This window comes from Paraburkholderia sp. J63, from assembly GCF_905220245.1.
GTDB lineage: Bacteria > Pseudomonadota > Gammaproteobacteria > Burkholderiales > Burkholderiaceae > Paraburkholderia.
The window spans coordinates 12155-38556 of record NZ_CAJMZF010000022.1 but is presented as its reverse complement, the minus strand read 5'-3'; the positions used below and the strand labels follow the sequence as shown (position 1 = coordinate 38556).

26 protein-coding genes and 1 pseudogene are annotated in these 26402 nt (G+C 64.4%); 15 read left to right on the top strand and 12 right to left on the bottom strand.

Annotation, left to right across the window (positions count from 1 at the left end):
* Positions 1-321 precede the first annotated feature (321 nt).
* The 4 genes from U5775_RS22740 to U5775_RS22725 are packed head-to-tail and all read left to right on the top strand — an operon-like array spanning position 322 to position 4203.
* The gene (locus U5775_RS22740; protein ID WP_322060346.1) at positions 322-1758 is read left to right on the top strand and encodes a PLP-dependent aminotransferase family protein; all 1437 of its coding nucleotides are present in this window, start codon (positions 322-324) and stop codon (positions 1756-1758) included.
* Positions 1759-1818: 60 nt separating this feature from the next.
* On the top strand, positions 1819-3342 hold the full coding sequence (locus U5775_RS22735) for an FAD-dependent oxidoreductase (protein ID WP_322060345.1): 1524 nt from the start codon (positions 1819-1821) through the stop codon (positions 3340-3342).
* A gap of 8 nt (positions 3343-3350) precedes the next feature.
* Entirely contained in the window at positions 3351-3695 is a 345-nt protein-coding gene (locus U5775_RS22730) for a hypothetical protein (RefSeq protein WP_322060344.1), read from the top strand.
* Positions 3696-3705: 10 nt separating this feature from the next.
* Entirely contained in the window at positions 3706-4203 is a 498-nt protein-coding gene (locus U5775_RS22725; protein ID WP_322060343.1) for a hypothetical protein, read from the top strand.
* A 28-nt stretch (positions 4204-4231) separates the two neighbouring features.
* Here U5775_RS22725 and U5775_RS22720 read toward each other — a convergent pair whose 3' ends face one another.
* From U5775_RS22720 to U5775_RS22710, 3 genes are all read right to left on the bottom strand, one after another.
* A complete protein-coding gene (locus tag U5775_RS22720; protein WP_322060342.1) occupies positions 4232-5392 on the bottom strand; it encodes an NAD-dependent formate dehydrogenase in 1161 nt (386 codons plus the stop codon).
* Positions 5393-5408: 16 nt separating this feature from the next.
* Entirely contained in the window at positions 5409-5846 is a 438-nt protein-coding gene (locus U5775_RS22715) for a DUF1269 domain-containing protein (RefSeq protein ID WP_322060341.1), read from the bottom strand.
* A 98-nt stretch (positions 5847-5944) separates the two neighbouring features.
* Positions 5945-6880 (bottom strand): LysR family transcriptional regulator, encoded by a 936-nt coding sequence (locus U5775_RS22710; protein WP_322060418.1) that lies wholly within the window; start codon positions 6878-6880, stop codon positions 5945-5947.
* A gap of 313 nt (positions 6881-7193) precedes the next feature.
* Between U5775_RS22710 and U5775_RS22705 the strand changes: the two genes are divergently transcribed.
* From U5775_RS22705 to U5775_RS22690, 4 genes are all read left to right on the top strand, one after another.
* Positions 7194-8636, top strand: a complete 1443-nt coding sequence (locus U5775_RS22705; RefSeq protein WP_322060340.1) for a PLP-dependent aminotransferase family protein — start codon at positions 7194-7196, stop codon at positions 8634-8636.
* Positions 8637-8640: 4 nt separating this feature from the next.
* Entirely contained in the window at positions 8641-9282 is a 642-nt protein-coding gene (locus tag U5775_RS22700) for a MarC family protein (RefSeq protein ID WP_322060339.1), read from the top strand.
* Between the two features lie 147 nt (positions 9283-9429).
* Positions 9430-10890, top strand: a complete 1461-nt coding sequence (locus U5775_RS22695) for a DUF1254 domain-containing protein (protein WP_322060338.1) — start codon at positions 9430-9432, stop codon at positions 10888-10890.
* A 134-nt stretch (positions 10891-11024) separates the two neighbouring features.
* Positions 11025-11234, top strand: coding sequence for a hypothetical protein (locus U5775_RS22690; protein WP_322060337.1), 210 nt, complete (start codon positions 11025-11027; stop codon positions 11232-11234).
* A 148-nt stretch (positions 11235-11382) separates the two neighbouring features.
* Here the strand turns inward: U5775_RS22690 and cysN are convergent, their stop codons facing one another.
* Positions 11383-13275, bottom strand: coding sequence for a sulfate adenylyltransferase subunit CysN (cysN, locus tag U5775_RS22685; RefSeq protein ID WP_322060336.1), 1893 nt, complete (start codon positions 13273-13275; stop codon positions 11383-11385).
* Positions 13275-14171, bottom strand: coding sequence for a sulfate adenylyltransferase subunit CysD (gene cysD / locus U5775_RS22680; protein WP_322060335.1), 897 nt, complete (start codon positions 14169-14171; stop codon positions 13275-13277). The genes cysN and cysD overlap by 1 nt, the downstream gene beginning before the upstream one ends.
* 158 nt (positions 14172-14329) lie before the next feature.
* On the opposite strand from cysD, the pseudogene U5775_RS22675 reads away from it, so the two are divergent.
* Positions 14330-14503, top strand: a pseudogene (locus tag U5775_RS22675) (transposase); the annotation flags it as partial.
* A 290-nt stretch (positions 14504-14793) separates the two neighbouring features.
* Here U5775_RS22675 and U5775_RS22670 read toward each other — a convergent pair.
* The 6 genes from U5775_RS22670 to U5775_RS22650 all read right to left on the bottom strand — a co-directional run bounded on the left by U5775_RS22670 (position 14794) and on the right by U5775_RS22650 (position 18916).
* Positions 14794-15213 carry a hypothetical protein gene (locus U5775_RS22670; RefSeq protein WP_322060334.1) on the bottom strand — a complete coding sequence of 140 codons (420 nt, stop codon included), beginning with the start codon at positions 15211-15213 and terminating at the stop codon, positions 14794-14796.
* A gap of 1 nt (position 15214) precedes the next feature.
* Positions 15215-15475 (bottom strand): M35 family metallo-endopeptidase, encoded by a 261-nt coding sequence (locus U5775_RS22665; protein WP_322060333.1) that lies wholly within the window; start codon positions 15473-15475, stop codon positions 15215-15217.
* A 159-nt stretch (positions 15476-15634) separates the two neighbouring features.
* A complete protein-coding gene (locus U5775_RS39495; RefSeq protein ID WP_415913632.1) occupies positions 15635-15979 on the bottom strand; it encodes a PAAR domain-containing protein in 345 nt (114 codons plus the stop codon).
* A 275-nt stretch (positions 15980-16254) separates the two neighbouring features.
* Positions 16255-17505: an NADH:flavin oxidoreductase gene (locus U5775_RS22660; RefSeq protein WP_322060332.1), complete on the bottom strand. Its 1251-nt coding sequence runs from the start codon at positions 17503-17505 to the stop codon at positions 16255-16257.
* Between the two features lie 26 nt (positions 17506-17531).
* The gene (locus U5775_RS22655) at positions 17532-18308 is read right to left on the bottom strand and encodes an SDR family oxidoreductase (RefSeq protein WP_322060331.1); all 777 of its coding nucleotides are present in this window, start codon (positions 18306-18308) and stop codon (positions 17532-17534) included.
* A 113-nt stretch (positions 18309-18421) separates the two neighbouring features.
* Positions 18422-18916, bottom strand: a complete 495-nt coding sequence (locus U5775_RS22650; RefSeq protein ID WP_322060330.1) for an SRPBCC domain-containing protein — start codon at positions 18914-18916, stop codon at positions 18422-18424.
* A 344-nt stretch (positions 18917-19260) separates the two neighbouring features.
* Between U5775_RS22650 and U5775_RS22645 the strand changes: the two genes are divergently transcribed.
* Positions 19261-20412 carry an acyltransferase gene (locus U5775_RS22645; RefSeq protein ID WP_322060329.1) on the top strand — a complete coding sequence of 384 codons (1152 nt, stop codon included), beginning with the start codon at positions 19261-19263 and terminating at the stop codon, positions 20410-20412.
* A 15-nt stretch (positions 20413-20427) separates the two neighbouring features.
* On the opposite strand, the gene U5775_RS22640 is transcribed toward U5775_RS22645, so the two are convergent.
* Positions 20428-21585 carry a helix-turn-helix transcriptional regulator gene (locus U5775_RS22640; RefSeq protein ID WP_322060417.1) on the bottom strand — a complete coding sequence of 386 codons (1158 nt, stop codon included), beginning with the start codon at positions 21583-21585 and terminating at the stop codon, positions 20428-20430.
* 260 nt (positions 21586-21845) lie between these two features.
* Between U5775_RS22640 and U5775_RS22635 the strand changes: the two genes are divergently transcribed.
* The 5 genes from U5775_RS22635 (at position 21846) to U5775_RS22615 (ending at position 26390) form a co-directional block, all read left to right on the top strand.
* Complete coding sequence (locus tag U5775_RS22635; protein ID WP_322060328.1) at positions 21846-22955, top strand: DUF1214 domain-containing protein; 1110 nt, start codon at positions 21846-21848, stop codon at positions 22953-22955.
* Positions 22956-23023: 68 nt separating this feature from the next.
* A complete protein-coding gene (locus U5775_RS22630) occupies positions 23024-24172 on the top strand; it encodes a sulfotransferase (RefSeq protein ID WP_322060416.1) in 1149 nt (382 codons plus the stop codon).
* The gene (locus tag U5775_RS22625; protein ID WP_322060327.1) at positions 24162-24602 is read left to right on the top strand and encodes a nuclear transport factor 2 family protein; all 441 of its coding nucleotides are present in this window, start codon (positions 24162-24164) and stop codon (positions 24600-24602) included. Before U5775_RS22630 ends, U5775_RS22625 begins: the two co-directional genes overlap by 11 nt.
* A 1-nt stretch (position 24603) precedes the next feature.
* Positions 24604-25395 (top strand): SDR family oxidoreductase, encoded by a 792-nt coding sequence (locus tag U5775_RS22620; protein ID WP_322060326.1) that lies wholly within the window; start codon positions 24604-24606, stop codon positions 25393-25395.
* Positions 25392-26390, top strand: a complete 999-nt coding sequence (locus tag U5775_RS22615; protein ID WP_322060325.1) for an acetyltransferase — start codon at positions 25392-25394, stop codon at positions 26388-26390. Before U5775_RS22620 ends, U5775_RS22615 begins: the two co-directional genes overlap by 4 nt.
* Positions 26391-26402 lie beyond the last annotated feature (12 nt).

Below are 26402 nucleotides of genomic sequence, written 5' to 3'. Positions count from 1 at the left end.
GCGAACCACAAAAAGGGACAATTGGACAATCAAATTCTATGAGTGGATCAAGCCAATGTGAACATCTGTCGATCCGATACTAGATATCGGACTCGTGAGAAATCGATTGATCCGATATTAAATATCGGGTGTTGCGCATTTCGCATTGCGCGCCGCAGCGCGGTGCATTGCGTTGCGCGTTTCAGCTATGTTGTCTCAACGGCCTGCACCCCATGACGCACAGAACCGGGCGACTTTTTAGAGTACAGTTCGGCGCGCCGCAGTACACTTCAATCGCTGTGCTGTGCGCGACAAGAGTGAAAAGAAGCAGGGGAGGACACGGTGAAGCTCTATGAAAAGCTCGCGGACGATATTGAATCGCTGATACGCAAGGGCGTATATCGGCCCGGCGAGCGGGTTCCATCGGTTCGGCAGGCGAGCCAGCAGCATCGCATCAGCATTACCACCGTGATTCGCGCGTATTTGCTGCTAGAAAGCCGGGGCGTATTGGAGAGCCGTCCGCAGTCGGGCTATTTCGTGAGCCAGAGAATGGCCGAGGGCAACCGGCCCGCGGCCGAATTGCGCCCGACCCGGCCCATTGCCGTATCGGCCAGCGTCGACGTGAGCCGCCTCGTGCTCTCGACGTTGCGCTCGATTGGCGCCGACGACGCGGTCCCGCTCGGCTCGCCTTATCCGGACCCCTCGCTGTTCCCGTTCGAAAAGCTCAATCGCTATGCGTCGGCCGCGGGGCGCAACAAGGCGCTCTGGGGCATCACCAATGCGTTGCCGCCGGGCTGCCCCGATCTCGTGCGCCAGATTGCGCGGCGCTACCTCGAAAACGGCATGGCCGTGGACCCCAACGAGATCATTGTGACCGTGGGCGCGACGGAGGCGATCAACCTGTGCCTGCAGGCCGTTGCGAGGCCCGGCGACGTGATCGCTGTCGAGTCGCCCACGTTCTACGCCATGCTGCACGCGATCGAGCGCTCGGGCATGAAGGCCATCGAGGTGGCAACCCATCCCGAGTACGGCATCGAGATCGACGCGCTCGCGCAGATCATCGAATCGCAGCGCGCGTCGCAACCGATTGCGGCCTGCATGGTGATGCCCAATTTCCAGAATCCGCTGGGCTTTCAAATGCCCGACGAGCGCAAGCGCGAACTCGTGGAGATGCTCGGCAAGGCGCAGATTCCCGTGATTGAAAATGGCGTCTATAACGAACTGTATTTCGGCGATTCACATCCGACCACGTTGAAATCGTATGACCAGCAGGGCATGGTGCTTCACTGCGGCTCGTTTTCCAAGAGCCTCACGGCCGCGTATCGCATCGGCTGGACCTTGCCCGGCCGTTACCGCGATCAGGTCGAGAAGCTCAAGTTTCTGAATACGCTGACGACTTCGGTGATTCCGCAGCTCGCGATAGCGGAATTCCTCGAACGGGATGGTTACGAGCATCACCTGCGGCGCGTGCGCAAGAACTATGCGCAGCAGGCCAATATGATGAAGACGATGGTCGCGCGTTTTTTCCCCGCGGGCACACGCATGTCGAACCCGGCGGGGGGCTATGTGCTCTGGGTGGAATTGCCGGCAAAAGTCGATTCGATGAAGCTCTATGAACTCGCGCTGGAGCGAGGCATTACGATCGGGCCCGGCTATATGTTTTCGATCTCGAGCCACTATCGCCATTGCATCCGGCTCAACTACAGCAGCCCGTGGTCGAGCGAGATCGAGCAGGCCGTCATCACGGTCGGGAAGCTGGCCGCGTCGTGCGCGCGCTGATCGAGCCGGGCGCGAGCCGGGCGGCGAAACGCGATGTGCAAACATGAAAGGAGTGGTGCAATGTCGAACGATTCAAGCGCTGCATCGGGGCGCGATTTGACGCAGGGCGTGCCCCTCGACGAGATCGCCGATGGAGGCATGGTGAGCGGTCAGGTCGGCGACGAGTCCGTGCTGCTCGTGCGCCAGGGCGGCGAGTTGTTTGCCGTCGGCGCGACTTGCACGCACTACGGCGGCCCGCTGGCCGATGGCCTCGTGGTGGGCGATACGATCCGCTGCCCGTGGCACCATGCAGCGTTCTGCCTGCGCGACGGGCAGGTCGCCCACGCACCGGCGCTCGATGGCCTCAAATGCTGGCGCGTGGAGCAATCGGGCGGCCGCGCCTTCGTGCGCGAGGCGCAGCCCGCCGTGGCGCCGCCGAGGCTGAATGCTGCGAAGCTGCCGGAGTCCGTCGCGATCATCGGCGGCGGCGCGGCCGGCAATGCGGCCGCGATGACGCTGCGACGCGAGGGCTACGAAGGCCCCATCACCGTGTGGAGCGCCGACGCCGCGCCGCCCTACGACAGGCCGAATCTCTCGAAGGACTATCTCGCGGGCACGGCCGATCCCGCGTGGCTGCCGCTGCGGTCGCCGGAGTTCTATGCGGAGCAGCGCATCGACGTGCGTTGCGGGCAGCAGATCGCGCAGATCGACCCGGCCAACAAGGGGATTGTGCTTGCCGATGGCACGCGCGAGCGCTATGGCGCATTGCTCCTTGCGACGGGCGCGAAGCCCATCCAGCTCGCGGTTCCCGGCGCGCAATTGCCCCACGTGCGCGTGCTGCGCTCGCTGGCCGACTGTGACGCGCTGATTGCGCGTCTGCCCGCGGCGCGCCGCTGCGTCGTGGTCGGCGCGGGTTTTATCGGACTCGAAGCGGCCGCCGCGTTGCGCACGCGCGGGCTCGAAGTGCATGTGGTCATGCGTGGCGCGCATCCGATGGAAAAGGTCTTGGGCGCGGCATTGGGCGATATGCTGAAGAAACTGCACGAGTCGCACGGCGTGGTTTTTCACGTGGGCGCCGACGTCAGCGAAATCACGGCGCATAGCGTGAAGCTCTCGACCGGCGACGAATTGCCGGCCGAGCTCGTGCTCGCCGGTATCGGCGTCGAGCCTGAAGTCGCGCTGGCCCGCGAGGCGGGTCTCGCGATCGAGCGCGGCGTGGCCGTGAATGAATATCTTCAGACCAGCGCAGCGGATGTCTATGCAGCGGGCGATATTGCGCGCTGGCCCGATCCGCACTCGGGCGAGCGCATCCGCGTCGAGCACTGGGTCGTGGCCGAACGCCAGGGCACGGTTGCCGCGCGCAACATGCTGGGGCAGCAGCAGCGCTTCGAGGCGGTGCCGTTCTTCTGGACACAGCATTACGACCTCGCGGTCAACTATGTGGGCCACGCCGAGGGCTGGGACCGTGTCGATATCGATGGCGATCCCGACGCGCATGAGTGCGCCGCCACCTATTGGCGCGGCAGCAGACGGCTCGCTGTTGCAACAGTGGGCCGCGATCTGGAAAGCCTGCGCGCCGAAGCGGCGTTCGAAGCGCATGCGTGACGGAGGAAATGACAGCCGGAATGACGGCGGGATTGATTGCCTTCGCGGACAGCTGCTTATTTATGCATCATCGCGTGGACGATAAAGTGAAACGGCAGCGTAAGGAGGACGGTGGCGCCAAAGCCGACGCACCAGAGAATGATTATCCACTTCAGGTCGTGCAGAAACCCGCGGTGCTGACCGGTTCGTTCACGTTTCATCATCTGCTCCTCGCCGGAAACGGCGTCGTTCACTCCGAACAGGGCGGTTCACGAATTATGGCACCGGCGTCGGCACGCGATCAACAGGGTTGCCGCGATCATCGGCACATGACATTCGCTCATCGGTTCACCCACTCACCCGCCAATCAATAGGGACTCCAGAATGAAATCCGGCTCGCAGCCCAACCCGCAATCCAACCCGCAACCCGACCCGCGCATCAAGGAACGGGAGCAAGCGGGACCGCACCTGACCACGCACGAGCACGTCGGCCTGAACGGGCGAATCGCGCTTGCCATCACCAACGCCGTGGGGACGATGTGGTGCGCCTATATCTTCGCGATCATCGCGCTCATCAGCTTGCCCTCGGCGATTCAGGGCGGCGTGCCCACGCTCATCGCCTGGGTCGCGCAGACCTTCCTGCAACTGGTGCTGTTGTCGGTCATCATGGTGGGCCAGAAGGTGGCGGCCGCGGCGTCGGACAAGCAGGCGCTGCAGACCTATAAGGACGCCGAGGCGCTCCTGAAGATACAGGATGAAGTGCGCAGGCTCATCGAAGTCAACAACGCGCTGACCGAGGCGATTCATCGCGCGGTCACGGAGAAGGGCGTGGTGCTCGCCGCGCCCGCGACCATCGCTAGCGACGCCAGGCCACCGGCATGATCGAAGGCGCGCCCCCCGTGCGCCTCCATTAAGTGAGTTGATACGATACGCCGCCCGTTCCAGCCAGATTGCCACCATCGACGATCAAATATTCCTCGCGTATGGGCGTGCCGCCGAAGAAGCTTTGCACAATCTCGAGCGTGCCCGCCGCGTAGCGCGCCTGCGCGGAAAGCGTGGTGCCCGAGATATGCGGCGTCATGCCATTGAACGGCATGGTGCGCCACGGATGATCGGACGGCGCGGGTTGCGGATACCAGACGTCGCCCGCGTAGCCCGCGATCCGGCCGGACTGCAACGCGCGCACCACGGCATCGCGCTCGACCAGCTGGCCGCGTGCGGTATTGACGAGGTACGCGCCGCGTTTCATTTCGGCGAACATGGCGTCGTTGAAGTAATGCTCGGTGGAGGGATAAAGCGGAAGCTGCAGGTTCACGATGTCGACCGCGCGAACCAGCGAGGCGGGATCGGGATGCCAGTTGAGCGCCAGCTCATGTTCGATTTCGGGTGCGAGGCGATGGCGCTGGGTGTAGTGCAACACGAGGCCGAAGGGCTTGAGCCGGCGCAGCACCGCGAGCCCGATTCTGCCCGCGCCGATCGTGCCGAAATGCATGCCTTCGACGTCGTAGCTGCGCTCGACGCATTCGGCGATATTCCAGCCGCCGGCCGCCGAAAACGCGTGCGATGGCAGGTAATTGCGCACCAGCGTGAGGGTCACCATCACCACGTGCTCGGCTACGCTGATGCTGTTCGATCCCGTGACTTCGGCTACCGTCATGCCCGCTTGCGCCGCGGCTTTCAAATCGACATGGTCGGAGCCTATGCCCGCGGTCAGCGCGAGCTTGAGTTTTTTGGCCTTGGCGATGCGCTCCGCGCTCAGGTAGGCGGGCCAGAACGGTTGCGAGATCACGACCTCGGCTTCGGGCAGATGGCGCTCGAACGCCGAATCCGGGCCGTCCTTATCGCTCGTCACGATCAGTTCGTGGCCGTGCTGCTCCAGCCAGGCGCGCAGCCCCAGTTCGCCGGAAACGCAGCCCACGAGCTCGCCGGGTTTGAAGCCGAGCGGGCCCGTGGGATTGGGCGCTTTCTGGCCGTTGGCGTAGACGGCGATCTCGGGAATCGTGTCGCGAACGTAATGAGGCGGATAACCGGTTTGAGGGTCGGGGTAGAGAACACAGAGGACTTTGGCCATCGCTGTGCTCCGTGCTTCACCACGACAGCGGCTGCGTGAACACCTTGCCGCCATATCCGAGCACGACGTTTTCAATTTCGTATTCGGGCGGCTCTTTGGTTTCGAGAATGAGCGCGACGCTGCCGGGCTTGAGTTCCTCTGTGATCGCTTTCGTGAGCTTGGCGTCGAGAACGTGTTCGATCGCATGCCCGGCCAGCCCCGCGCCGGCCCCGATGGTCACGCCGGCCAGCGCGCCGAGCGGACCGCCGAGCAAGCCGATCAGGCCGCCCGTCACCGCGCCTATGACCGTTCCCCAATACGATTCGGTGTACTGGCTGAGTACCGTGAGTTTGCCGTCCGCACTCTTTTGGACCATGGCGCCGCTTTCGATCTTGAACCCGTCGCCATCCTTTTCGAAGTTCCTTAAATCGCGGGCCGCGCGTTGTGCAACGTCGAGATTGTCGAAGGTCGCCACAACCAGCTTTTGAGTCATCGTCGCGCTCCTGTTTCGTTGGACAGCATCCACTAAAGATAGGCAATCGGCGAGTTCGCGCCACGCAGCTTTTGCCGATATTAACGATCGGGTGTCGGCAAGATTTGCGTGGGCGGTTCTTTAACGAGCACTTCGGACACGTAGGCCTTGAGGATCTCGACGATCTTGCGCACGCGCACCGGCACCGGACGCTGCGGACGAATCAGCAGGTTCAGCGCGAGCGCGGGCACTTCGTAGTGCGGCAGCAAGCGCACGAGCTGGCCGCGCTCAATGGCGTCGCGCGCAGCGGGCGCTTCGAGCACGCCGATGCCCACGCCGGCCAGCACCATTTCATACATGGGCCGCCAGTGATTGGTCTTGATCGACGTGCGGATCGCCATGCTGTCGACGATATCGGTGCCTTTCGCGAGCGGCAGCTGGTCCGCGTCGAAGGCGCCCTTCACGCGAATAAAGCTGTGCTTCGCGAGATCGGCGGGCTCGACAATCGCGTCATGCCGCGACAGATAATCGGGCGACGCCACGAGCAGCCGTTCGACCTGCCCGAGCGGGTAGGCGATGAACGCGCCATCGCCGAGCTGGCCGAGCCGGAACGAAATGTCCACGCCTTCGGTCACGAGATCGGCGAGCCGGTCGTTCAGCACGAGCTCGATATCGAGGCCGGGCCAGTTTTCGCGGATGCGCTTGAGGCCTTCGGGCAGCACGGTTTCACCAAAACAGTGCGGCGCGGCAATGCGGATCGTGCCTTTGACGACCTGATCTTCGTTCGACACTTCCGCGAGGGCCTGCTCGACGGCGCCGAGCACCGACTTGCTGCGTTCGTGGAAGATGATGCCCTCGGGCGTGCACTGGAACGCGCGCGCGTTGCGCAGCAGCAACTGGCAGCCGAGATACTTCTCCAGCCGCTCGATGCGCTCGCTCACGGCGGGCTGGCCGATGTCGAGGTCGCGCGCGGCCCCGGAGATGCTGCCGCGCTCGACTACGCGCACGTAAATCCGCATGGCTTCCAGCAGATTCACGTTGCGCTCCCTGGTGTGACGGGACGTATCGGCGGAATGCGCGGGGGAATGCACAGCAAAACGCTCGGCGGCGTGCGCTTCGGTGGGGTTCGTGGACATATCAGCCCTTCCATTCATCAAGCTCCAGATTCATGTCGGCGCCTGCAAACAAGGCGACGGTGCGATGGTGAAAGGGTAAGGGGACGGACTCATGAGGGAAATGCACAAATCGGGGCGGGCCCGAAGAGTACAGTTCTGCTACGATCGGCCTCGCGCTGGAGGAGCCAGGGAACGCCAAGGAACGGCCACCAGAGAACGCCACGGAGGGCGTTGGATGAAACTGTACGAAAAGCTCGCCGACGACCTCGAACGATCGATCCGGCAAGGCGTTTATCGCCGCGGCGAAAAGTTGCCGTCGATACGCCAGACGAGCTTGCAGCACCGGGTCAGCATCACGACCGTGCTGCGCGCCTATATTCTTCTGGAGAGCCGTGGCCTGATCGCGAGCCGCCCGCAGTCCGGCTATTTCGTCAGCGACGAAAGCGCTCCGGAGGACTCGCGCATTCCGGAATTGCGGCCGTCCCGGCCGGTGCCGGTTTCGTCGCCCGTGGACGTGAGCCGCCTCGTGCTGTCGACGCTGCGCTCGATCGGCGTGGACGAGGCCGTGCCGCTGGGCTCGCCGTACCCCGACCCGCGCCCGTTCCCGTTCGACAAGCTCAACCGTTACGCCTACGAGGCGGGCCGCGGCAAGGCCATCTGGGGCGTGACGGATGCGTTGCCGCCCGGCAACGCGCGGCTTATTCGCCAGATCGCGCGCCGTGGCCTCGAAAACGGCATGAGCATCGACCCGAACGAGATCATCATCACCGTGGGCGCGACGGAGGCGATCAATCTGTGCCTCCAGGCGGTGGCGAAACCCGGCGACGTGATCGCCGTGGAATCGCCGACGTTCTATGCGATGCTGCACGCCATCGAGCGCCTGGGGATGCACGCGATCGAAGTGGCCACGCACCCCGAACACGGCATCGAGGTCGATGCGCTCGCCGGGATCATCGCCTCGCAGCCCGCGTCGCAACCGATTGCCGCGTGCATGATCATGCCGAATTTCCAGAACCCGCTCGGCTTCATGATGCCCGATGCGAACAAGCGCGCGCTCATGGCGCTCCTCACGCGGCACGATATTCCGGTCATTGAAAACGGCGTCTATAACGAGCTCTATTTCGGCGAGGCACATCCCACCACGCTCAAATCGCTCGACACGCAGGGGCTCGTGCTCCATTGTGCTTCGTTCTCGAAGAGCCTGACCGTTGCGTACCGCGTTGGGTGGGCACTGCCGGGGCGCTATCGCGATCAGGTGGAAAAGCTGAAATTCCTCAATACGCTCACCACGGCCACGATTCCGCAAATCGCGATTGCCGAGTTTCTGGAGCGCGACGGCTACGAGCACCATCTGCGGCGCGTGCGCAAGCATTACGCGCAGCAGGCCAACCTGATGCGCGCGATCGTTTCGCGTTTCTTTCCGCAGGGCACGCGCATTTCGCGGCCCGTGGGCGGCTATGTGCTCTGGATCGAGCTGCCGGAAACGGTGGACGCGCTGAGCCTTTATACGCGCGCGCTGGAGCAGGGCATCACGATCGGCCCCGGACACATGTTTTCAATCTTCGAGCAGTCGTACCGCAATTTCATCCGGCTCAATTACAGCAGCGCGTGGAGCGATGAAATCGAGCAGGCCGTGATTACCGTCGGCAAGCTGGCCGGCGAACTTCAGCGAGGTTGAACCGATGCATTTCGATCTTTCGTTCTCGGTGAAAGTGTTTTCGGCGCTATTTGCAATCATGAATCCGATTGCGAATATTCCGGTGTTCCTTTCGCTGACCGAAGGGGCGACCGATGCCACTAAACGAAAGATCGCGGGCGTCACCTTCATTGGCGTGACTATTGGATGCCTGATTTCGGTGAGCGTGGGCGACGCCATTCTCGGCGTATTCGGCGTCACCATCGACGACTTCCGGCTCGCGGGCGGCCTGCTCGTGCTGCTCATCGCGCTCGACATGCTGCACGGCTCGTCGAGCGCGCAGCACACGCCGCGGCAAAACGAAATGAGCGGCAGCGGCGGCGATCAGGACGTGGCCATTTTCCCGCTCACGATGCCATTGCTCGTCGGCCCCGGCACGATTGCGACGCTGATCGTATTTGGACACACCGCCGTGCAGCAAGGCCAAGTGGCCAGCCTCGCGCTGGGGCTCGCCGTTTTCCTCGGATTATTGGCGGCGGCGCTTTTCTCCGCGCCGTTGCTCGGGCGGATTCTCTCGCCCAAGGTGACCGCCATTACCAAACGCTTGATGGGCATGATCCTGGCCGCCATTGCGGTGGAAATGATGACCGCGAGTTTGACTGCGCTGTTCAAGGGCGTGGTCCATTAGTGGTCCAGTAGTCATCCGTTAGCTGATCCTCGCCCCGGCGATTTCCGGGTTTATACCTGGTCCATGCGGACGAGGCGAGGGCACGATCGTCCCCTGATCATCGGCCTGCGAAACAGGCAACGAGGTCGATAAATCAGGGAGGATGAATTGGCGGTTTCTGGCACGAAGGTATTCAAGCGCAGCGGGCGGCATTTCCTGGGCCCGGTATTGCGTCCGGTATTACGCCCCGCGGCGCGCATGGGCATCGCGCTCTGCGTGATGGCGGCGATCATGCCCGGCGCGAACGCGCAATCCGCTCCGCAAGCGGCGGTTAGCGGAACCATCGGCGAAGCATTCGACTACGCTTACCCGCTTTATCTGCTCTCCACTTATCGCTGGAGCGCGCTGGAAACCACGGACAGCCGCACCAGCACGACGCTCGATCACTTCGCGCATTCGCGCAAGATCGCCACGCCGGACGATAGATGGGCAAACGGTCCCATTGTCGAAGCGCTTTATTCGACCGCGTGGATCGATCTCGCGCGCGGGCCCGTTATCCTGCGCACGCCGGATACGCACGACCGCTATTACGTACTCACGCTGATCGACTTTTATTCGAACACGTTCTTTTACGCCGGGCGGCGCACGACGGGCACCGGCGCGCAGCAATACTATCTGGTGGGCCCGGACTGGAAGGGCGAGGCGCCCGCGGGCATGAAACTCGTGCGCGCGTCCACGAACGACGTCTACGTGAATCTGCGCGTGGCCGTTGACGGTCCCGCCGACCAGCAGGCGGCCAATGCGATTCAGGACGGCTTCACGATCGCGCTCGCCGGCACGCCGTCTTCCGCCGCGCAAGCGCCAGCTATGCAGTCTCGCTTGCAGCCCGTCTCCGGCGACCCGAAAAATTTCGTCGACGTCGTCAATCAGATGCTGGCGCTCGATCCGCCGCCCGAGCGCGACCAGGCGCTCATCGAAAAGTACCGGGCAATCGGCATCTGCGGGGCGCCATGCAGTTGGGCCGCGCTGCCCGAGGTGACGAAAGCCGCGTGGCGCGCGAGCTATCCGAAGCTCGAGAACCAGTTCTTTGCGTGGTATCTCGCCCAAGGCCACACGCACGGCTGGATCAACTACAGCCCGCCGGGCAACAAGCTTGGCACTACCGAGCAACGCAATTACCAGCAACGCGCGTTCGCGCTGGCGCTCGGGATGGGCATGCTGGGCCTCGACCGCCGGGAGGCCAATTACTGGAACACCTTCGCCGATGCGCAAGGGCAGCCGCTCACCGGCAGCAAGCGCTATCGGCTGCGGCTGCCGGCAGGCGGGATTCCGTCCAACGCGTTCTGGTCGGTCACGCTCTATTCGGGGGGCAAGAGCGGGCAATTCCTCGTGGATAACCCCCTGCACCGCTACCAGATCAGCAGCTGGACGCCCAACGTGAAAGCCGATGCCGACGGCAGCATCGAAATCTGGCTCCAGCCCGACCCGCCCGCCGCCGACAAGCTGTCGAACTGGCTGCCCACGCCGGCCGGCGGCCAGCCGTTCATGCTGTTCGCCCGCTCGTATGAGCCGAAATCGAGCGTGCTCAGCGGCGCGTACCGGATGCCGGACGTGGAAGCGCTTCCCTGACTGGACCCGCGTTAGACCTTAGTCGGAATGGACGATGGCGCGGCACGGGCGGCCCGCTAATTTGCCCTTATCCGGCGCGCAGCCGGACAAGGGCGGCCACGAAGCCACGGGTGCCCAGAATCGGGAGACGGTCCATGAAGCTGACGAAATGCAAGCTGTGCACGTTCGGAGTCGCCGCACTCGCTGCTGTCGCGGCCATGTGCTACGCGATCGGCGGCCCCGATCAGGACAGCTATGTGGCCGGCGCCACGCCGTGCCGCTCCGTCGACGAGGGCCGGCAAGCGCAGGACTGCGTGCCGCTCGACCGGTCCCGCCTGAGCATTGCCGCGCTGCGCGGCATGTGATTTACGCTCTTACGCTCGAAGCCAAGCCTGCCCGGCGTGCATAGGCGCGCCGGGCAGGCTTGGCTTTTGTCGGAGGAAATGAGCCGGAGGAAACCGCGTTGCCCGCATCGTCCTCAAGCAACGGACGATGCGGGCGCGAGCGCGCGGCTCAGCGGTGCAGGAGCCAGTCCACGATCCGGCTGGCGGCTTGCTCGGGCGTGTCGGCGGTCGTGTCGATGCGGATCTCGGGCTGCTCGGGCGGCTCATAGGGCGAGTCGATGCCCGTGAAATTCTTCAGCTCGCCACTGCGAGCCTTCTTGTAGAGCCCCTTGGGATCGCGTTGCTCGGCCACGTCGATGGGCGTATCGACGAAGATCTCGACGAAGCCGTCCGGGCCGCCAAGCGCGCGCGCCATCTCGCGCTCGGCGCGGAACGGCGAGATGAACGAGACGAGCGCGATGAGTCCGGCATCCATCATCAGCCGCGCCACCTCGGCCACGCGCCGGATATTCTCGACGCGATCGGCCTCCGAGAAGCCCAGATCCTTGTTCAGGCCGTGCCGCACGTTGTCGCCGTCGAGCAAGTACGTGTGCTTGCCGAGCGCATGGAGCTTTTGCTCGACGAGGTTGGCAATCGTCGACTTGCCCGCGCCCGAGAGCCCCGTGAACCACACCACGCGCGGCTTCTGGCCTTTGAGCGCGGCGCGCGCGTTCGCGTCGATGACCGTGGCCTGCCAGTGCACGTTCTGCGAGCGGCGCAACGCGAAATGCAGCATGCCCGCGCCCACGGTGTTGTTGGTGAGCCGGTCGATCACGATGAAGCCGCCCGTGTCGCGGTTCTCCGCATAGGGATCGAAGGCCACGGCGCGGTCGAGGTTCAGATTGCAGACGCCGATCTCGTTCATGTCGAGCGTGCGCGCGGCAAGGTGCTCGAGCGTATTCACGTTCACGCGGTATTTCGGCTGCGAACAGGTCACGCCTACGGTGCGCGTGCCGATCTTCAGCAGATAAGGGCGGCCCGGCAGCATCGGCTCCTCGTTCATCCAGACCAGCGTGGCCTCGAACTGGTCGGCGACGGCGGGCGGCGCGTCGGCGCGCGCGATGACGTCGCCGCGGCTGATGTCGATTTCGTCTTCGAGCGTAAGCGTGACCGCCTCGCCGCAACGCGCCGTGTCCGCTTCTCCGGATGCGGTGATGATCGACGCCACGAGGCTCTCGCGACCGGACGGCAGCACGCGCACGCGCTCGCCGCGGCGGATCTCGCCGGCCGAGATATTGCCCGCGTAGCCGCGAAAGTTCAGGTGTGGACGGTTCACCCATTGCACCGGCAGCCTGAACGGCTGGCCGAGGCGCGCGTCGTCTTGCACGGGCACGCTCTCCAGATGCGCCATCAGCGAGGGGCCGTCGTACCACGGCGTATTGGCGCTCGCCTCGGTGACGTTGTCGCCCGCGAGCGCCGAAAGCGGAATGCTCGCAATGTCGTGCAGGCCGATCTGCGCCGCGAACGCGCGATATTCGTTCGTTATCCTCTCGAACACGTCCTGCGCGTAGCCGACCATGTCGAGCTTGTTGACGGCCAGCACGATGCGGCGAATGCCGATCAGCGAGACGAGATAGCTGTGGCGGCGTGTTTGCGTGAGCACGCCCTTGCGCGCGTCCACGAGAATCACGGCCACGTCCGCCGTGGAGGCGCCCGTGATCATGTTGCGCGTGTATTGCTCGTGACCCGGCGTGTCGGCCACGATGAACTTGCGTTTCTCCGTGGCGAAGAAGCGATACGCGACGTCGATCGTGATGCCCTGCTCGCGCTCCGCCGCGAGGCCATCCACGAGCAGCGCGAAGTCGAGATTGCCGCCCTGGGTGCCGACCTTCTTCGAGTCCGCTTCGAGCTGGCTCAACTGGTCTTCGAACAGCATCTTCGACTCGTAGAGCAGTCGCCCGATCAGCGTGCTCTTGCCGTCGTCCACGCTGCCGCAGGTAATGAAGCGAAGCAGGCTCTTCTCCTGCTGCGCGCTCAGGTATCGCTCGACGTCGTCGGCGATCGTGGTGTTGAGCGTGGCCATCAGAAATATCCCTCCTGTTTCTTTTTCTCCATCGAGCCCGCCGAGTCGCTGTCGATCAGCCGGCCCTGGCGCTCGGACGTCTTCGCCAGCAGCATCTCTTCGATGATGCCGGGCATCGTGTCGGCCTCGCTTTCGATGGCGCCGGTCAGCGGGTAGCAGCCCAGCGTGCGAAAGCGCACCTTCTTCATTTGCGGGATTTCGCCCTCGCGCAGTGGCAGGCGTTCGTCGTCGACCATGATGAGCGTGCCGTCGCGCTCGACCACGGGGCGCTCCTTCGCGTAATAGAGCGGTACGATGGGGATATTCTCGAGGTAGATGTATTGCCAGATGTCGAGCTCGGTCCAGTTGGAGATGGGAAAGACGCGGATGCTCTCGCCTTTGCGCTTGCGCGCGTTATAGAGGCGCCAGAGTTCGGGGCGCTGCATCTTCGGGTCCCAGCGGTGATGCTCCGAGCGCAGCGAGAAAATGCGCTCTTTCGCGCGCGACTTCTCCTCGTCGCGGCGCGCGCCGCCGAACGCGGCGTCGAAGCCATGGTGGTCGAGCGCCTGCTTGAGGCCCTGGGTCTTCCAGACGTCGGTATGCACGGCCGAGCCGTGCGTGAACGGGTTGATGTTCTTCTCGACGCCTTCGGGGTTCACGTGCACCAGCAGGTCGAGGCCGAGGCGCTGCGCGGTCTCGTCGCGAAACGCGATCATCTCGCGGAACTTCCACGTGGTGTCCACGTGCAGCAGCGCGAAGGGCGGCCTGGCGGGGTAAAAGGCCTTCATGGCGAGATGCAGCATGACGGAGCTGTCCTTGCCGATCGAGTACAGCATGACCGGTTTTTCGCACTCCGCCACGACCTCGCGCATGATGTGGATGCTCTCGGCTTCGAGGCGTTCCAGATGGGTCATCATCGATAGTCTCCTGTTCGTCATGCATGGCCCGCAGTCCGTGTGGAGGAATCTGCGTCGCTGCATGAAGGAGAACTTAACGGTTTCGGCTCTGCGGATTCTTCGTCCGACCAGACTAGAGGGGGGCAGGGACTTTCAGTTGGACCTGGCAACCTGGTGTGATGACACCACGCAAGCCATACCCGATTGGTGTGACGGACGAAGAACGGAGCTTCGCCCCTCCATGCTTGACCTTGATGAATGAGGACGCACCGCAACGCCGATACGAACTTCGTGAAATGTTCAACGCGCTGCGCTGGATGGTGCGAGCCGGTGCCTCGTGGCGTATGCTGCCGCTGCCCTCTCACATAGCATCTAGCGCGCCGTTGCTGGTTCAACTACAACCAATGCATTAGACGATTTGACAGCAAGGCGAAGCCTTTCCGGGCTCCTGGTTCGAAATCGAGCGGTACGTCCCTGTTCGTCCGTTTCGCTTTGCGCTGTGATTCCGGACCGGAACGTTACCCGATAGGTGACTTCAGATAGCGGCGTGCCCTTTGGGTCAGTGATTGTGTATTGCATTGAATTCGGGAATTTCTTAGCTAGTTCCGAACCGGCAAGCGTGTTGTCTTCAGGGCAAAGTATGTTATTTGTCAGCACAGCCCGGAATCAGCGTTACTTCCACTCTAGTGCCCGTTGGCTCATATTTGTCGTTTGGCATGGTTGGCTTATAGACGTGGGCTATAAGCCCAACCGTCGCCGATCGCACGCCTATCACATCTAAGGTTTGCTTGACGTTTCGGGCGCGATCTTCGGCAACAAGTTGCGGGTTATGCTCGCGACTATCCGCCAGGCCAACGATGGAAACCCCCTCAAGACCAGAACGCTTACTGTGTGTGTCTACGATCCAGTTCGCGAGAGATAGAATTTCCGCGTTGCTAATTTCACTCGAATTGAACGAGAAGTTAACATCTTTTGTTTGCCCCGGAATTTCTGGCGATCCCGCACAAGCAAATGCGCGCGAAACTGCAAGTGCGAGGGAAATCAACAATGCAATACGTTTCAATTTAGTCCCCCTCGACAATATAGCCCGCCACACTATCCGCATTGTTCATTGCAAGGTCTGAATTCGCTTGTGCCCAGTCTCGGATTGTATACGCAATTGTATATTTATTATCCTTTGTCGCCATCGTGTCAGAAAAGTGCGTGACCTCGTGGATTACAGTCGATACGCGCGAGTCTGAATCGGCGCTTGAATGAACCTCAATCCATTCTTCATCGTCATTTGTTTTGAAGCCATATTTATGGTCGCCGGAAAACTCATTCATTCGTGAATCCCCCTGCTGTATATAGGGTTAGAATTTCCGTTCCTTCTTTTTCAATGCGTTCTGTTGCACCAATCGCATTCGTAGTATCTGTGACGACTCGCCCCTTCCCGGTGACGATTCGATAGCGAATATTTGCGAGGGTGTGGCCGTCGCTATCCCTCAGCATGTATTGCTGGTTATAGGTAAGTGACTTCGGTGCGGGCGCGGCCGGTGCGTCGCCTTTGCTCCCGGAATAGAAGGCGTTGGAAGAGCCGGCGGCAAAAAAACGAAGTTTTTACCGCAAGGACAGAGAGCGCGATCGCCGTCTTTTACATACGGTTCGCCGTCGTCCATCCAGTCGCTAGCCGTGCCATAGATCGGCCACGCGCCTTGGCAGTTGCCGCAGGTCGCTTTGTTCTCCTTTCGTGCGTATGCGTTGCCTTCTTCGTTAAGAAAATCACTATAGGCGAACACAACTCCACCCGTAGACGTGCGATCCCCGTCTGCTACAAGTCGATCAGACATGGTGCCCCCAAAGCTCAATGAGCGGCTGCTCCGACATTTCCATACTCCACGAAGTAGATGAAAACGACCGGCCCGGTAACGCGACCGGCGACGCAATAGCGGATGAAATTCAGCCCGCGCGGGCTATCGTGGCTGGAGACGGAAACAGTGGAATATCGGACTGATCTGAAAATATGGGGCAACAACCCGATACGCATTACCATTGCCCATTGATTTGCCGTTCGATAAATTCAGACTAAAATCCGGCCGGAACGGGGCCGTTCCGGAGCCGTCGCTCAGTTAGCGGCGAGCTGCTGCGTCAGCGCGGGATCGTTGCCGGGGCCGAGTGCGCAGCTCACGCCGGCCGGATCGTAGATCCGCGCGACGCACGCATTGCAGCTATTGCACGCGGAGCGCGTAACGGTGCCGTCACGAAAGTGCTCCACGAGCGCGGGATCGTGGATCAGCGCGCGGGCGAGCGCCACGCAGTCGAATCCCTCGGCCATCAACTGCCCGACGCCTTCGAGCGAACGCACGCCGCCCACATAGGCGAGCGGCATACGCACGGCCGCGCGTATCGTTCTGGAATCCTCAAGGAAATAATTATCGCGGAACTGGAGATTGCGCGGCGTGCGCATTTCCAGCATCTTGACGCCCAGCCGCGCAAACAGATGCGGCGCGGCGGCCTTCATCTGCGCGGTGGGCATGGGGCTGCCGAACAGCACCCAGGGGCTTTCCACGTTGCGCCCGCCGCTCAGGGTCAGCAGGTCGGCGCCCGCGGATTCGAGCAGGCGCGCCGTGATGGCGGAGTCTTTCGCCTCGTTGCCGCCCGGCGCGCCGTCGCTCACGCTGAGCTTGCAGGCCACCGCGAGCTGCGTGCCCACGGCGTCCTTGACCTGGGCGAGCACGTGCAACGGAAAGCGGCTGCGCTGCTCGACGCTGCCGCCAAAGCCGTCGTGGCGGCGGTTGCTGAGCGGCGAGAGAAACTGGTTGAGCAGATAGCCGTGGCCCATGTGGATTTCCACGGCGTCGAAGCCGCTCTCGCGCGCGAGGCGCGCGGCCTGCGCGAATTCGGCGGCCACGCGCACCATGTCGACCTCGCTCATGGCGCGCTGAAAATACACGCCGTAGAGCAGGCCGAAGGCGTTCAGGCCGCTGGATGCCGAAAGCGGCGCGCGGCTGCCGCCGTGGCGCATCATCGTGAACGAGCCCGCATGCGTGAGCTGCAGGCAGGCGGCGGCGCCTTCGCGATGGACCGCATCGGTGAGCACGCGCAAGTGCGGCACGATGCCAGTGTGCATATGCATTTGATGCGCGAACGTCAGGCCGTCGGGCGCCACCGCCGCGTAGGCGACCGTGGTCATGCCGACGCCGCCCGCGGCCAGATCGCGATGATGCTTGACGAGGGCCTGGGTCGGCAGCCCCGTGGGCGTCATGCCCTCGTTGGCGCCGGCCTTGATGAAGCGGTTGCGCAGCGTGAGCGGGCCGAGCCGCAGCGCGGAGAAAGGCGAGGGCGGCTGTGATCGAGCCGCGTGAGCTTCGTGCATGGCGCACTCCTTGAAATCACGTGAAATCAGAAAGCGTCCGGGCGCACGCTCGCGTCGTGGCCGCCGTCGATAAAGAGCACGCTGCCGTGGATGAAGCCGGCCTGATCGCCGCAAACATAGTGGATCAGCGATGCGATTTCGCCGGGCTCGGCGCGGCGCCCCACGGGCGGCACGAACTGGCGGATGGCTTCGCCGTAGCGCGCGTCGCGCAGGCCGGCTTCGAGCAGCGGCGTTTGCACCGCGCCCGGCGCGACGGCGTTCAGGCGCACGCCCGCATGGCCCCACGACGCCGCGCGGCGGCGCACCGCGACAGCAAGAGCGTGCTTGGAGCTCGCATAGGCGGCATAGCCGGCCTGATCGGCGGGGCACGCCTCAACGAGCGCGTGCACGCGCGCTTCGTCGCCTTCGAGAAAGGCCTCGTGCAGCGGATGGCCGGCCCACGGCTGCAGCACCGCCGAGTTCGACGACACCGCCACGGCCGCCGGCTGGCTGCCGCGCTTGAGCGCCTCGAACAGGCCGTCGAGCAGCGCGAGCGTGCCGAAGTAGTTGACGCTCGCGACGAGCGTGGCCGGCTCGGCCTGCGGGCCGAGGCCCGCGCAGCAGACGAGCGTGTCGATGGCGCCGCCGCTGCGCGCGAGCACGGCGTCGAGCGCGGCTGCGCGGCCCGCGGCGTTCGAGAGGTCGGCGCATACGTCGGCGCGCGCGATATCGACGCCGATCACGTTCATGCCGGCCTCGGCGAACTGCCGGTGAACGGCCGCGCCGATGCCCGAGGCGCTACCGGTGATGACTGCGGTTTTCATGCGGGGTCTCTTGGGTTGGAGTGGCGGGGCGGCGGCGCATCGGTGGCGCATGGGCGATCGAGCCGGCCGCGCGCGCCGTGTGCCGCCTGGGTGGAAATCAGACCGCCTGCGAATCAGACCGCCTGCGGCGTGCGGGCCTCGCGGTACAGCGTTTCGGCGCGCTGCTTGAGGGCGCGCGCCACGGCGCTGAATCCCTCGCGCACCCATTCGCCGTGCTGCGCCATCACGGTGGGCGCGGTCGGCCCGAGGAAGAGATCGGTCGAGTGATAGCGGCAGCGTGCGTCGCCGAGCGCCTCGATGATCTGGTCGCGGCGCGCCGCGTCGGGGTTGTCGGCGCTCGCGATCATTTCCCACGAGAGCAGCGTCGGGCGGTCGAACGCGGCCAGATGCTCGACGACATGCAGCAGTTCCCCGGGCCGCGTCGGGTCGGGCAGATACAGGTTGACCGGCTCGCCCATGCGCAGGGTCGATTCGACCTTCACGGTGTACGGGTTCCACTCGGGATAGCGGGGGAGATCGATCAGGATGTCCCAGACGAATGATGCGGGCGCATCGATATCGACCTTGACTGAGCTGACGAGGTATTGCGTGTCGGGCGTGTTGGACATGCGAGCCTCCTTGGGGCGGGAAAGAGTGGCCAGAGGCGCACCCGCCTCTCGCGTCGACATCGTGTCATCGGCGGGGCCAGGCTTTCTTCGTCCGGACGGACTAAAGGCGGGGAAAGCCCTGGGTGGAGCGAGGGGCTTGGGGCGCAAAATGCTTCTTATATGAGGCGTAAAGGGGCCTTGAGCCTCCTTTGTGCTTCCTATAAGAAGCATTGTTTCCCGCGCTCCACATCCGCCCCCGCGCATCGAGCGATTAATTTCACGCTTTATCGGCCGATTTATTTCTGTTTTTTTTACCAGCCGGCGCAGGTAGGCTCCATGCCATCGACTACCAAAAGGGGCACATCATGTCCGGAGCGCCTGCGTCCCGCGCGCCGTCGGCCAAATCGCTCAAGATCGACGCGATCCGGTTCATGGCGGCGCTCTGGGTCATGCTCTATCACTTCGGGCCGCCGCCGTTCAAGGCGTTCTTTCCTGCCCCGCTGGCGGGCGTGGGCGGCGCGCTCTGGTCGGGCTCCGTGCTGCTGTTCGCGGGGCCCGCCGCCGTGATCGTCTTCTTCGTCATTTCCGGCTATTGCATTCACAACGCCTATCATCGCGACGCCACGCTGCGGCCCATTAATTATTTTGCGTCGCGCTATGTGCGCATCGGCTTGCCGCTCGCCGTCGTCGCCGTGCTGTGCCAGCCGCTTGGCAATGCGGCGAATCTGCTGGAATCGGTGCTCTGGTCCCTTTACTGCGAGATCGTCTATTACACGATCTATCCGCTGCTGCGCAGCCGCTTTCGCTACGTGGGCGAAATGATCGTCGGCGTGGCGCTGGCCGCCGCCGTGATGGTCTGGTATCGGCATACGCATACGCAACTCGTGTGCGCGCATTGCGTCTACGAAAACTATGGCGTGGCGGGCACGGCGTTCCTCTATCTGCCGGGCTGGCTGCTCGGTTGCCTCGTGGCCGAGATGCATCGCACCGCCCTCGACGGCCGCTCGGGTTCGAACCAGCGCGCCTCGGCGCTCACGGCGGCCATCGCGCGCGGTCTCGCGGCGGTATCGGGCTGGCTCGCGAATCATCTGGCCGCCGCGCGCATCGCGATCGTGGCCGCGGGGTCGTTCACGTTCCTGCTCGCGTCCACGTCGCACATCAAGCCTGCCTTCCTGCCGTTCATCGGGCCGGATATCACGCTGCCGGTGTTCCAGTTCGCGGTAGCCGGCTGGATCGCGGCGGAAACGGCCACCCAGGGCCGCAGTGCATTCTGGCGCTACGCCGGTGCGCTCGGCGCGTGGTCGTACAGCCTGTATCTGTGCCACAAGCTCGCGCTGGCCATTCTCGGCGAGACCGGCTATCCGCCGGGACAGACGCTCGCGTGGCTCGCGACGGTGACCGTTGCGGTCGCAACGAGCTACGCGTTCTACTGCGCCGTCGAGCGGCCTTCGCACCGGCTCGCGCACCGCTTGCGCAAGTTCGTCGCGAAGGTGCCGACGCGGCCGGCGGTGGACTGAGCGAGCGCCTCGCGCTCAAACCATCGACACCACGCTGTTGAGCAGCGTTTTCACGAGCACGGCCTGGCGCGTGGCGCCGGTCTTGCCAAAGATGCCGCGCAAGTGCGCCCGCGCGGTATTCTTCGCAATCCCAAGCGTTTCCGCGGCTTCGTCCAGCGTGAGACCGTCCACGAGCAGCAGCGCGAGCTCGGTTTCGGTGGGCGTGAGACGGTAGAGCGAGCGCAGCATGGCGCGCGAATGCTGGGGCGAGGAGGCCGGGTCGCGGATGAAAACGGCCACGGCCGGCCGGCGCGAGCGGTCTTCGGCCCGATAGTTGAGCGGAATGGGCCGCAGCAGCACGCTGAGCGGAATCTCGCCGGAGGCCCGCGAAAGCGTGGTGGCCTCGACGCACGCGGTCGCGGCAATCAGGTGGTGATTGATGGCTGCCTGCACCGCCTTCTGCAGGCGGCGGTCTTCCACCCGGCAGCGCGCGCGCAGCGTGTCGTTCACGAGCGTCACGCTATCGGCGGCGGCAAACAGGCGATTGGCGGCGCCATTGCTCTTCATGCACTTGCCGTGCTCGTCGAGTATCACGGTGCCCACCAGCATGCGGTCCATCGTGCCGGCATAGAGCGTGCGCTCGGACTCGAGCACGTCAAGCGTCGAATGCAGGTCGACCGCGCGTTGCAGATGCGGCAGCAGCACGGCCACGAGCGCCTTGTCCGCCGCGTCGTAATCGCGCGCGCCGTGGCGCCGGCTCACGAAGAATGCGCAATCGACGGCGTCGCGCGTGCGGATATTGGCGACGAGGATATAGCGCAGGTCCAGCGGCTTCAGGTATTGCAGATAGAACGCGTGCTCGCACCAGGCCTCGGCGCCGAACAACTCGTCGGCGCTCACCGCCTGGCCCGCGGGCACGGTCGTGAATGGGCAAATCGAATAGTAATGCTCACTATAGGAAGGCTCGCCCGGCAGCAGCGTGCCATAGGCCGACGCATTGACGATCAGCCCCGCGCGCCCCGATGCGGGATTGCGCAGCACGAGCGTCACGAAGCTCGCATCGAGCCGCTGGCGGATGTATTCGAGCAATCCCGCCCACGGCGTGGCCTCCACCGGTCCCTGGTAGACGAGCGCCAGCAGCGCGCTCACGTCGCGCGGCGCGAGGCCGGCCGCTTCGAAGCTGGCGGGCGCGATGCCTTCGCAGTCGGCTGCGATATCCGTCGACACGTTGATCGTCTCCATGGCGTTGCGGCGGGTCCCGGCCAGCGTTTGCGTGGCCGTTGTCGACGATCATAGGGGGCTTCGCGCGGGCCGCATCGTCCTTTTGAGCTAGATGGCGCGGTCCAGCCCCCAAGGTGCCCAGGCGGGGAAACCCTGGCTAGTCCGCCTGGACGAAGAATGCGGCACCCCGGTCTCGGTATCGTCTCCCCACGGCACAACGGAGGAGACAGAGCATGACGACGCCAACCGGCGAAGCGCAGTTGCTATCGGGCGAGACATGGGCCGCCTTTTGCGAAACGCTGCGGCGCAGCGGCGAACAGATCCTGCGGCCCGAGGCGCCGCATGACGCGTTCACGCGCGCCGAAGGGTTCCGCTATCTGAGCCGACTTTTGCGCATCGCGCTCGAAATGCACGTGGAGTTCGCGGACGCGGATTTCCCGGGCTTTTTCTCGCCATCGCACGAGACGGCCAAGATCGGCGCCGACAATCCCGACAATCTCTATCAGTACGCGCGGCTCAACGGCAAGCACGCGTACCGTGTGAGCGGTCATCGCGGCACCGTGGCGTACCTGAGCTTCGGCACGCAGAAGGGCGGCTACGAGACCGACGGCAAGATGCTGCAGACGGGTTTCATCGACGCGAATCATATGCAGGTCGAGCCCGACGGCAGCTTCGAAATCGTCCTGAGCGCACAGCGTCAAGAGGGCAACTGGCTGCCGATGGACCCGGCCTCGAACGCGCTCGTCGTGCGGCAGACCTTCCTCGATCGCAGGGCCGAGAAGCCCGCGCAACTGAAGATCGAACGCATCGGCTCGTCGAGCCAACCGGCGCCGCTCGACCCCGTGCGTCTGCATGACGGCCTCCAGCGCGCCGCCGCGTTCGTCGAGCAGACCTCGCGCATTTTCGCCGACTGGGCGCAGGGCTATCAGGCCCACGCCAACGAGCTGCCGCCCGCCGATCAGGCGGTCTGCCAGGCCGCGGGCGGCGATCCGAACATCTTCTACTACCACACGTACTGGTCACTCGAAGACGACGAAGCGCTCGTGATCGACGTGGCGCGCGTGCCCGAATGCGACTTCTGGAATGTCCAGGTCAACAACTACTGGATGGAATCGCTCGACTATCGCTATCACCGCATCTGCCTGAACAAGCATTCGGCGCGTCTGCGCGAGGACGGCGGCGTGACGCTCGTGCTGAGCGCGCGCGACCCGGGCGTGCCGAACTGGCTCGAAACCGCGGGCCATCGCGCCGGCACGCTGTGCCTGCGCTGGGTGGGCGCCCAGGCGCCCGTGCATCCGGCCACGCGCGTGGTCAAGCTCGAAACGCTCAAGGAGACCGCATGAACGCCGCCACCCCCGTAGCAAATCAGATTGCGTCGCACGAGGACACCGCGCAACTCATCAACCGTCTGATGGCAGCCGCGACCGAGCGCTCAGGAGGACTGACTGATTTCGGCGCGGGCCGCTATCGCGAAGCGCTCACAGTGCTGTTCGATTCGCTCGCGACGCAGGCCAATCTCTCGCCGCAAGGCCAGGCCATGCTGCACGAGAAAGTGCTGGCGCAGCTCGTCAACCGGCTCGTGATCGAGGACTATTGCAAGCGCCATCCCGAGATTCTCGCGCAGCCCATCGACGACCCCGTCGTGATCGTGGGCCTGCCGCGCACTGGCACGACGCTGCTCCAGCGCGTGCTGGCCACCGATGCGCGCTTTCATTCGGCGGCGTGGTGGGAAACGCGCTATCCCGCGCCGCTGCCCGGCGAGCCGGCGCACGAGAGCGCTCGGCGCATCGCGCTGGCGCGCGCGGAGGTGGAGCAGATGATCCACTATATTCCGCAGATCCTCGCGATCCATCCGCTCGACGCCATGCAGCCCGACGAGGAATTCATGCTGATGGAGCATTCGTTCCTCTGCGCCATGGATTCGTACGCGAACGTCCCGCGCTACACCGCATGGCTCGCGCAGCAGGACCATTGGGAGGTCTATGCGTATCTGAAGAAGATGCTGCAGTTCCTCCAATGGCAGAAGGCGCGGCGCGGCGTGCCGGGCGCGCAGCGCTGGGTGCTCAAGACGCCGCAGCATTTGCACACGCTCGAAGTGCTGTTCAAGGTGTTCCCGCGTGCGAAGGTGGTGTTGACGCATCGCGACCCGACGGCAACGATTCCGTCGATGGCGAGCATGGCGCATACGCTCTGGAAACTTTACGCCGACGAACCCGATGCGCGCGAGGTCGGGCGGCAATGGAGCGCACAGATGCAGCGCGCCGTGCATCACGCCATGGACGCGCGCGCGAGCTTGCCCGAGGAGCGCTTTCTCGACGTGCGTTTCGAGGACACCGTGGCCGATCCGCTGGGCGTCGTCGAACGGGTCTATGCGTTCGCGGGCATGACGTTTCCCGCTCACGTGCGTGCCGCCATGCAGGCGTGGCTCGCGCAAAACGGCCGCGAGAAGCGCGCGCCGCACGACTACACGCTCGCGCAGTTCGGCCTGAGCGTCGAGCAGTTGCAACGCGACTTCGCGCGCTATCGCGAGCGCCATATCGAGGCGAGCCATGGCGCGTGATCTGCAATACCTGCTAGACCGTGCCGATATCGGCGATCTGATGATCGACTACGGCACGGCCATCGACCAGCGCGATTTCGCGGCGCTCGATCGCCTCTTTACCGCAGACGCCGTGATAGATTACCGCGCCACAGGCGGCCCGCGCTGCACGTTGCGCGAAGCCCAGCAGTTCCTCGCGCAGGCGCTGCCGCAGTTTCCGCGCAGCCAGCACATGATGGGCAATATTCACATCGAGATCGACGGCGGGACGGCGCGCACCCGCACGATGTGCCACAACCCCATGGTGTGGCGCGCGCCCGACGGCGGCGAGCGCGTGATGTTCTTCGGCATCTGGTACGCGGATGCGCTCGTGCGCACGCCCGAGGGCTGGCGTATTCGCCATCGCGAGCTGGAGCTCGGCTATTCGTACAACTATGAGGGGGGACTTTGAGATGCTCTTGAGCAACAAGGTGGTGATCGTGTCCGGCATCGGACCGGGACTCGGGGTCAAGCTTGCGGTCGAAGCGGCGCGCGAGGGCGCGCGCGCAGTCGTGCTCGCCGCTCGCACGGCGGCCAAGCTCGACGATGCGCAGGCGCGCATCCATGAACTCGGTGTGGACTGCCAGGTATTGAAATGCGTGACTGACATTACGGACCGCGCACAGTGCAGCCAGCTTGCGCAGGAAACGGTGGCGCGCTTCGGCCGCATCGACGCGCTCGTGAACAGCGCATTCGTGCATGGCAACTTTCCCGAACCCGTGGAGAGCGCGGATCTCGACGGCTGGCGCGCGGTGTTCGACACCAATCTCGTCGGCACGATGACGATCACGCAGGAGGTCGCGGCCCACATGAAGACGCAGCGCAGCGGCGCCATTGTCATGATCAATACGCAGGCCGTGCGCAAGCCGTTCGTGGGCGAGGCCGGCTATGCGGTTTCGAAGGGGGCGCTCGCCGTCGCCGTGAAGTACCTTGCGAAGGAACTGGGCCCGCACGGCATCCGCGCGAACACGATCCACATGGGCTGGATGTGGGGCGCGCCCGTGCAGGGCTACGTGCGCCACGCGGCGGCCGAGCATGGCGTGCCCGAGGAGCAGATCGTCGCGCCGATCGCGGCGCATATCGCGCTCGGCCACATTCCGACCGACGACGATTGCGCGAAGGCGGCGCTCTTTCTCGTCTCCGATTACGCGAAGGCGATCACGGGTGCGGCGCTCGACGCGAACGGCGGAGACTTCATGCCATGAGCGAGGGCGGCTCCATGACGAAGCGCGCGGGCGTGCAGTTGCCCATCTACGCGTTCAATGGCGACGCGGACGGGCTGTGCGCGCTCCAGCAACTGCGGCTGGCCGAAGGCGCGGACGCGGTGCTGGTGACGGGCGTGAAACGCGACATCGGCTTGCTCGAACGCGTATCGGCGGGGGAGGGCGTGCAGATCACCGTGCTCGACGTCTCGCACGACCACAATCGCGGCGACGTCGAGCGGCTGCTGGGCGAAGGCGCATCGCTGCGCTATTTCGACCATCATTTCGCTGGCGAGCTGCCCGTGCATCCGCGCTTCGAGGCGCACATCAACACGGCGCCCGACGTGTGCACGAGCGCGCTCGTCAACGGCTATCTGGGCGGACGCCACGTGCGCTGGGCCATCGCGGCCGCCTACGGCGACGCGCTGCCCGCGCTCGGCGAGGCGCTCGCGCGCGCGCATGGCGTGGATGGAGAAGTGCGTGGTCGGCTCGAACAGTTAGGCATCCTGCTGAACTACAACGCCTACGGCGAGACCGTCGCCGACCTGCATTTCGCGCCCGAAGCGCTGGCGGACGCGCTGCTGCCGTTCGCCGATCCGCTCGCGTTCATCGAGGCAAACGACGTGTTTGCGGCGCTGGACGCAGGCTATCGCGACGACATGGCGAAGGCGCATGCGCTGCGGGCCGCGCGCAACGTGCCGGGCGCCCAGTTGATCCGGCTGCCGGGCGAGGCGTGGGCGCGCCGGGCATCGGGCACGCTCGCCAACGAACTGCTGCAACGCGAGCCGGACCGCGCGCTCGCCGTGCTTTCGCCGAAGTCGGGCGGCGGCTTCGTCGTGAGCCTCAGAGTGCCGGCTAGCAGCGCAACGGGCGCCGACGATTTTTGCCGCCAGTTCGAAACCGGGGGAGGGAGGAAGCGCGCGGCAGGCATCAACCACTTGCCCGAGGCCGAGCTGGACCGCTTCGCCGCGCGCTTCGAGGCGGCGTTCAAGACGTGAGCGCGATGTGGG

What these genes read in the sequence shown, in the direction of transcription:
- U5775_RS22735 (WP_322060345.1), top strand. Translation starts at nt 1,819, where the DNA reads ATGTCGAACGATTCAAGCGCTGCATCGGGGCGCGATTTGACGCAGGGC.
- U5775_RS22730 (WP_322060344.1), top strand. Translation starts at nt 3,351, where the DNA reads ATGACAGCCGGAATGACGGCGGGATTGATTGCCTTCGCGGACAGCTGC.
- U5775_RS22725 (WP_322060343.1), top strand. Translation starts at nt 3,706, where the DNA reads ATGAAATCCGGCTCGCAGCCCAACCCGCAATCCAACCCGCAACCCGAC.
- U5775_RS22720 (WP_322060342.1), bottom strand. Translation starts at nt 5,392, where the DNA reads ATGGCCAAAGTCCTCTGTGTTCTCTACCCCGACCCTCAAACCGGTTAT.
- U5775_RS22705 (WP_322060340.1), top strand. Translation starts at nt 7,194, where the DNA reads ATGAAACTGTACGAAAAGCTCGCCGACGACCTCGAACGATCGATCCGG.
- U5775_RS22700 (WP_322060339.1), top strand. Translation starts at nt 8,641, where the DNA reads ATGCATTTCGATCTTTCGTTCTCGGTGAAAGTGTTTTCGGCGCTATTT.
- U5775_RS22690 (WP_322060337.1), top strand. Translation starts at nt 11,025, where the DNA reads ATGAAGCTGACGAAATGCAAGCTGTGCACGTTCGGAGTCGCCGCACTC.
- cysN (WP_322060336.1), bottom strand. Translation starts at nt 13,275, where the DNA reads ATGGCCACGCTCAACACCACGATCGCCGACGACGTCGAGCGATACCTG.
- cysD (WP_322060335.1), bottom strand. Translation starts at nt 14,171, where the DNA reads ATGATGACCCATCTGGAACGCCTCGAAGCCGAGAGCATCCACATCATG.
- U5775_RS22665 (WP_322060333.1), bottom strand. Translation starts at nt 15,475, where the DNA reads ATGAATGAGTTTTCCGGCGACCATAAATATGGCTTCAAAACAAATGAC.
- U5775_RS39495 (WP_415913632.1), bottom strand. Translation starts at nt 15,979, where the DNA reads ATGTCTGATCGACTTGTAGCAGACGGGGATCGCACGTCTACGGGTGGA.
- U5775_RS22660 (WP_322060332.1), bottom strand. Translation starts at nt 17,505, where the DNA reads ATGCACGAAGCTCACGCGGCTCGATCACAGCCGCCCTCGCCTTTCTCC.
- U5775_RS22655 (WP_322060331.1), bottom strand. Translation starts at nt 18,308, where the DNA reads ATGAAAACCGCAGTCATCACCGGTAGCGCCTCGGGCATCGGCGCGGCC.
- U5775_RS22650 (WP_322060330.1), bottom strand. Translation starts at nt 18,916, where the DNA reads ATGTCCAACACGCCCGACACGCAATACCTCGTCAGCTCAGTCAAGGTC.
- U5775_RS22645 (WP_322060329.1), top strand. Translation starts at nt 19,261, where the DNA reads ATGTCCGGAGCGCCTGCGTCCCGCGCGCCGTCGGCCAAATCGCTCAAG.
- U5775_RS22635 (WP_322060328.1), top strand. Translation starts at nt 21,846, where the DNA reads ATGACGACGCCAACCGGCGAAGCGCAGTTGCTATCGGGCGAGACATGG.
- U5775_RS22630 (WP_322060416.1), top strand. Translation starts at nt 23,024, where the DNA reads ATGGCAGCCGCGACCGAGCGCTCAGGAGGACTGACTGATTTCGGCGCG.
- U5775_RS22625 (WP_322060327.1), top strand. Translation starts at nt 24,162, where the DNA reads ATGGCGCGTGATCTGCAATACCTGCTAGACCGTGCCGATATCGGCGAT.
- U5775_RS22620 (WP_322060326.1), top strand. Translation starts at nt 24,604, where the DNA reads ATGCTCTTGAGCAACAAGGTGGTGATCGTGTCCGGCATCGGACCGGGA.
- U5775_RS22615 (WP_322060325.1), top strand. Translation starts at nt 25,392, where the DNA reads ATGAGCGAGGGCGGCTCCATGACGAAGCGCGCGGGCGTGCAGTTGCCC.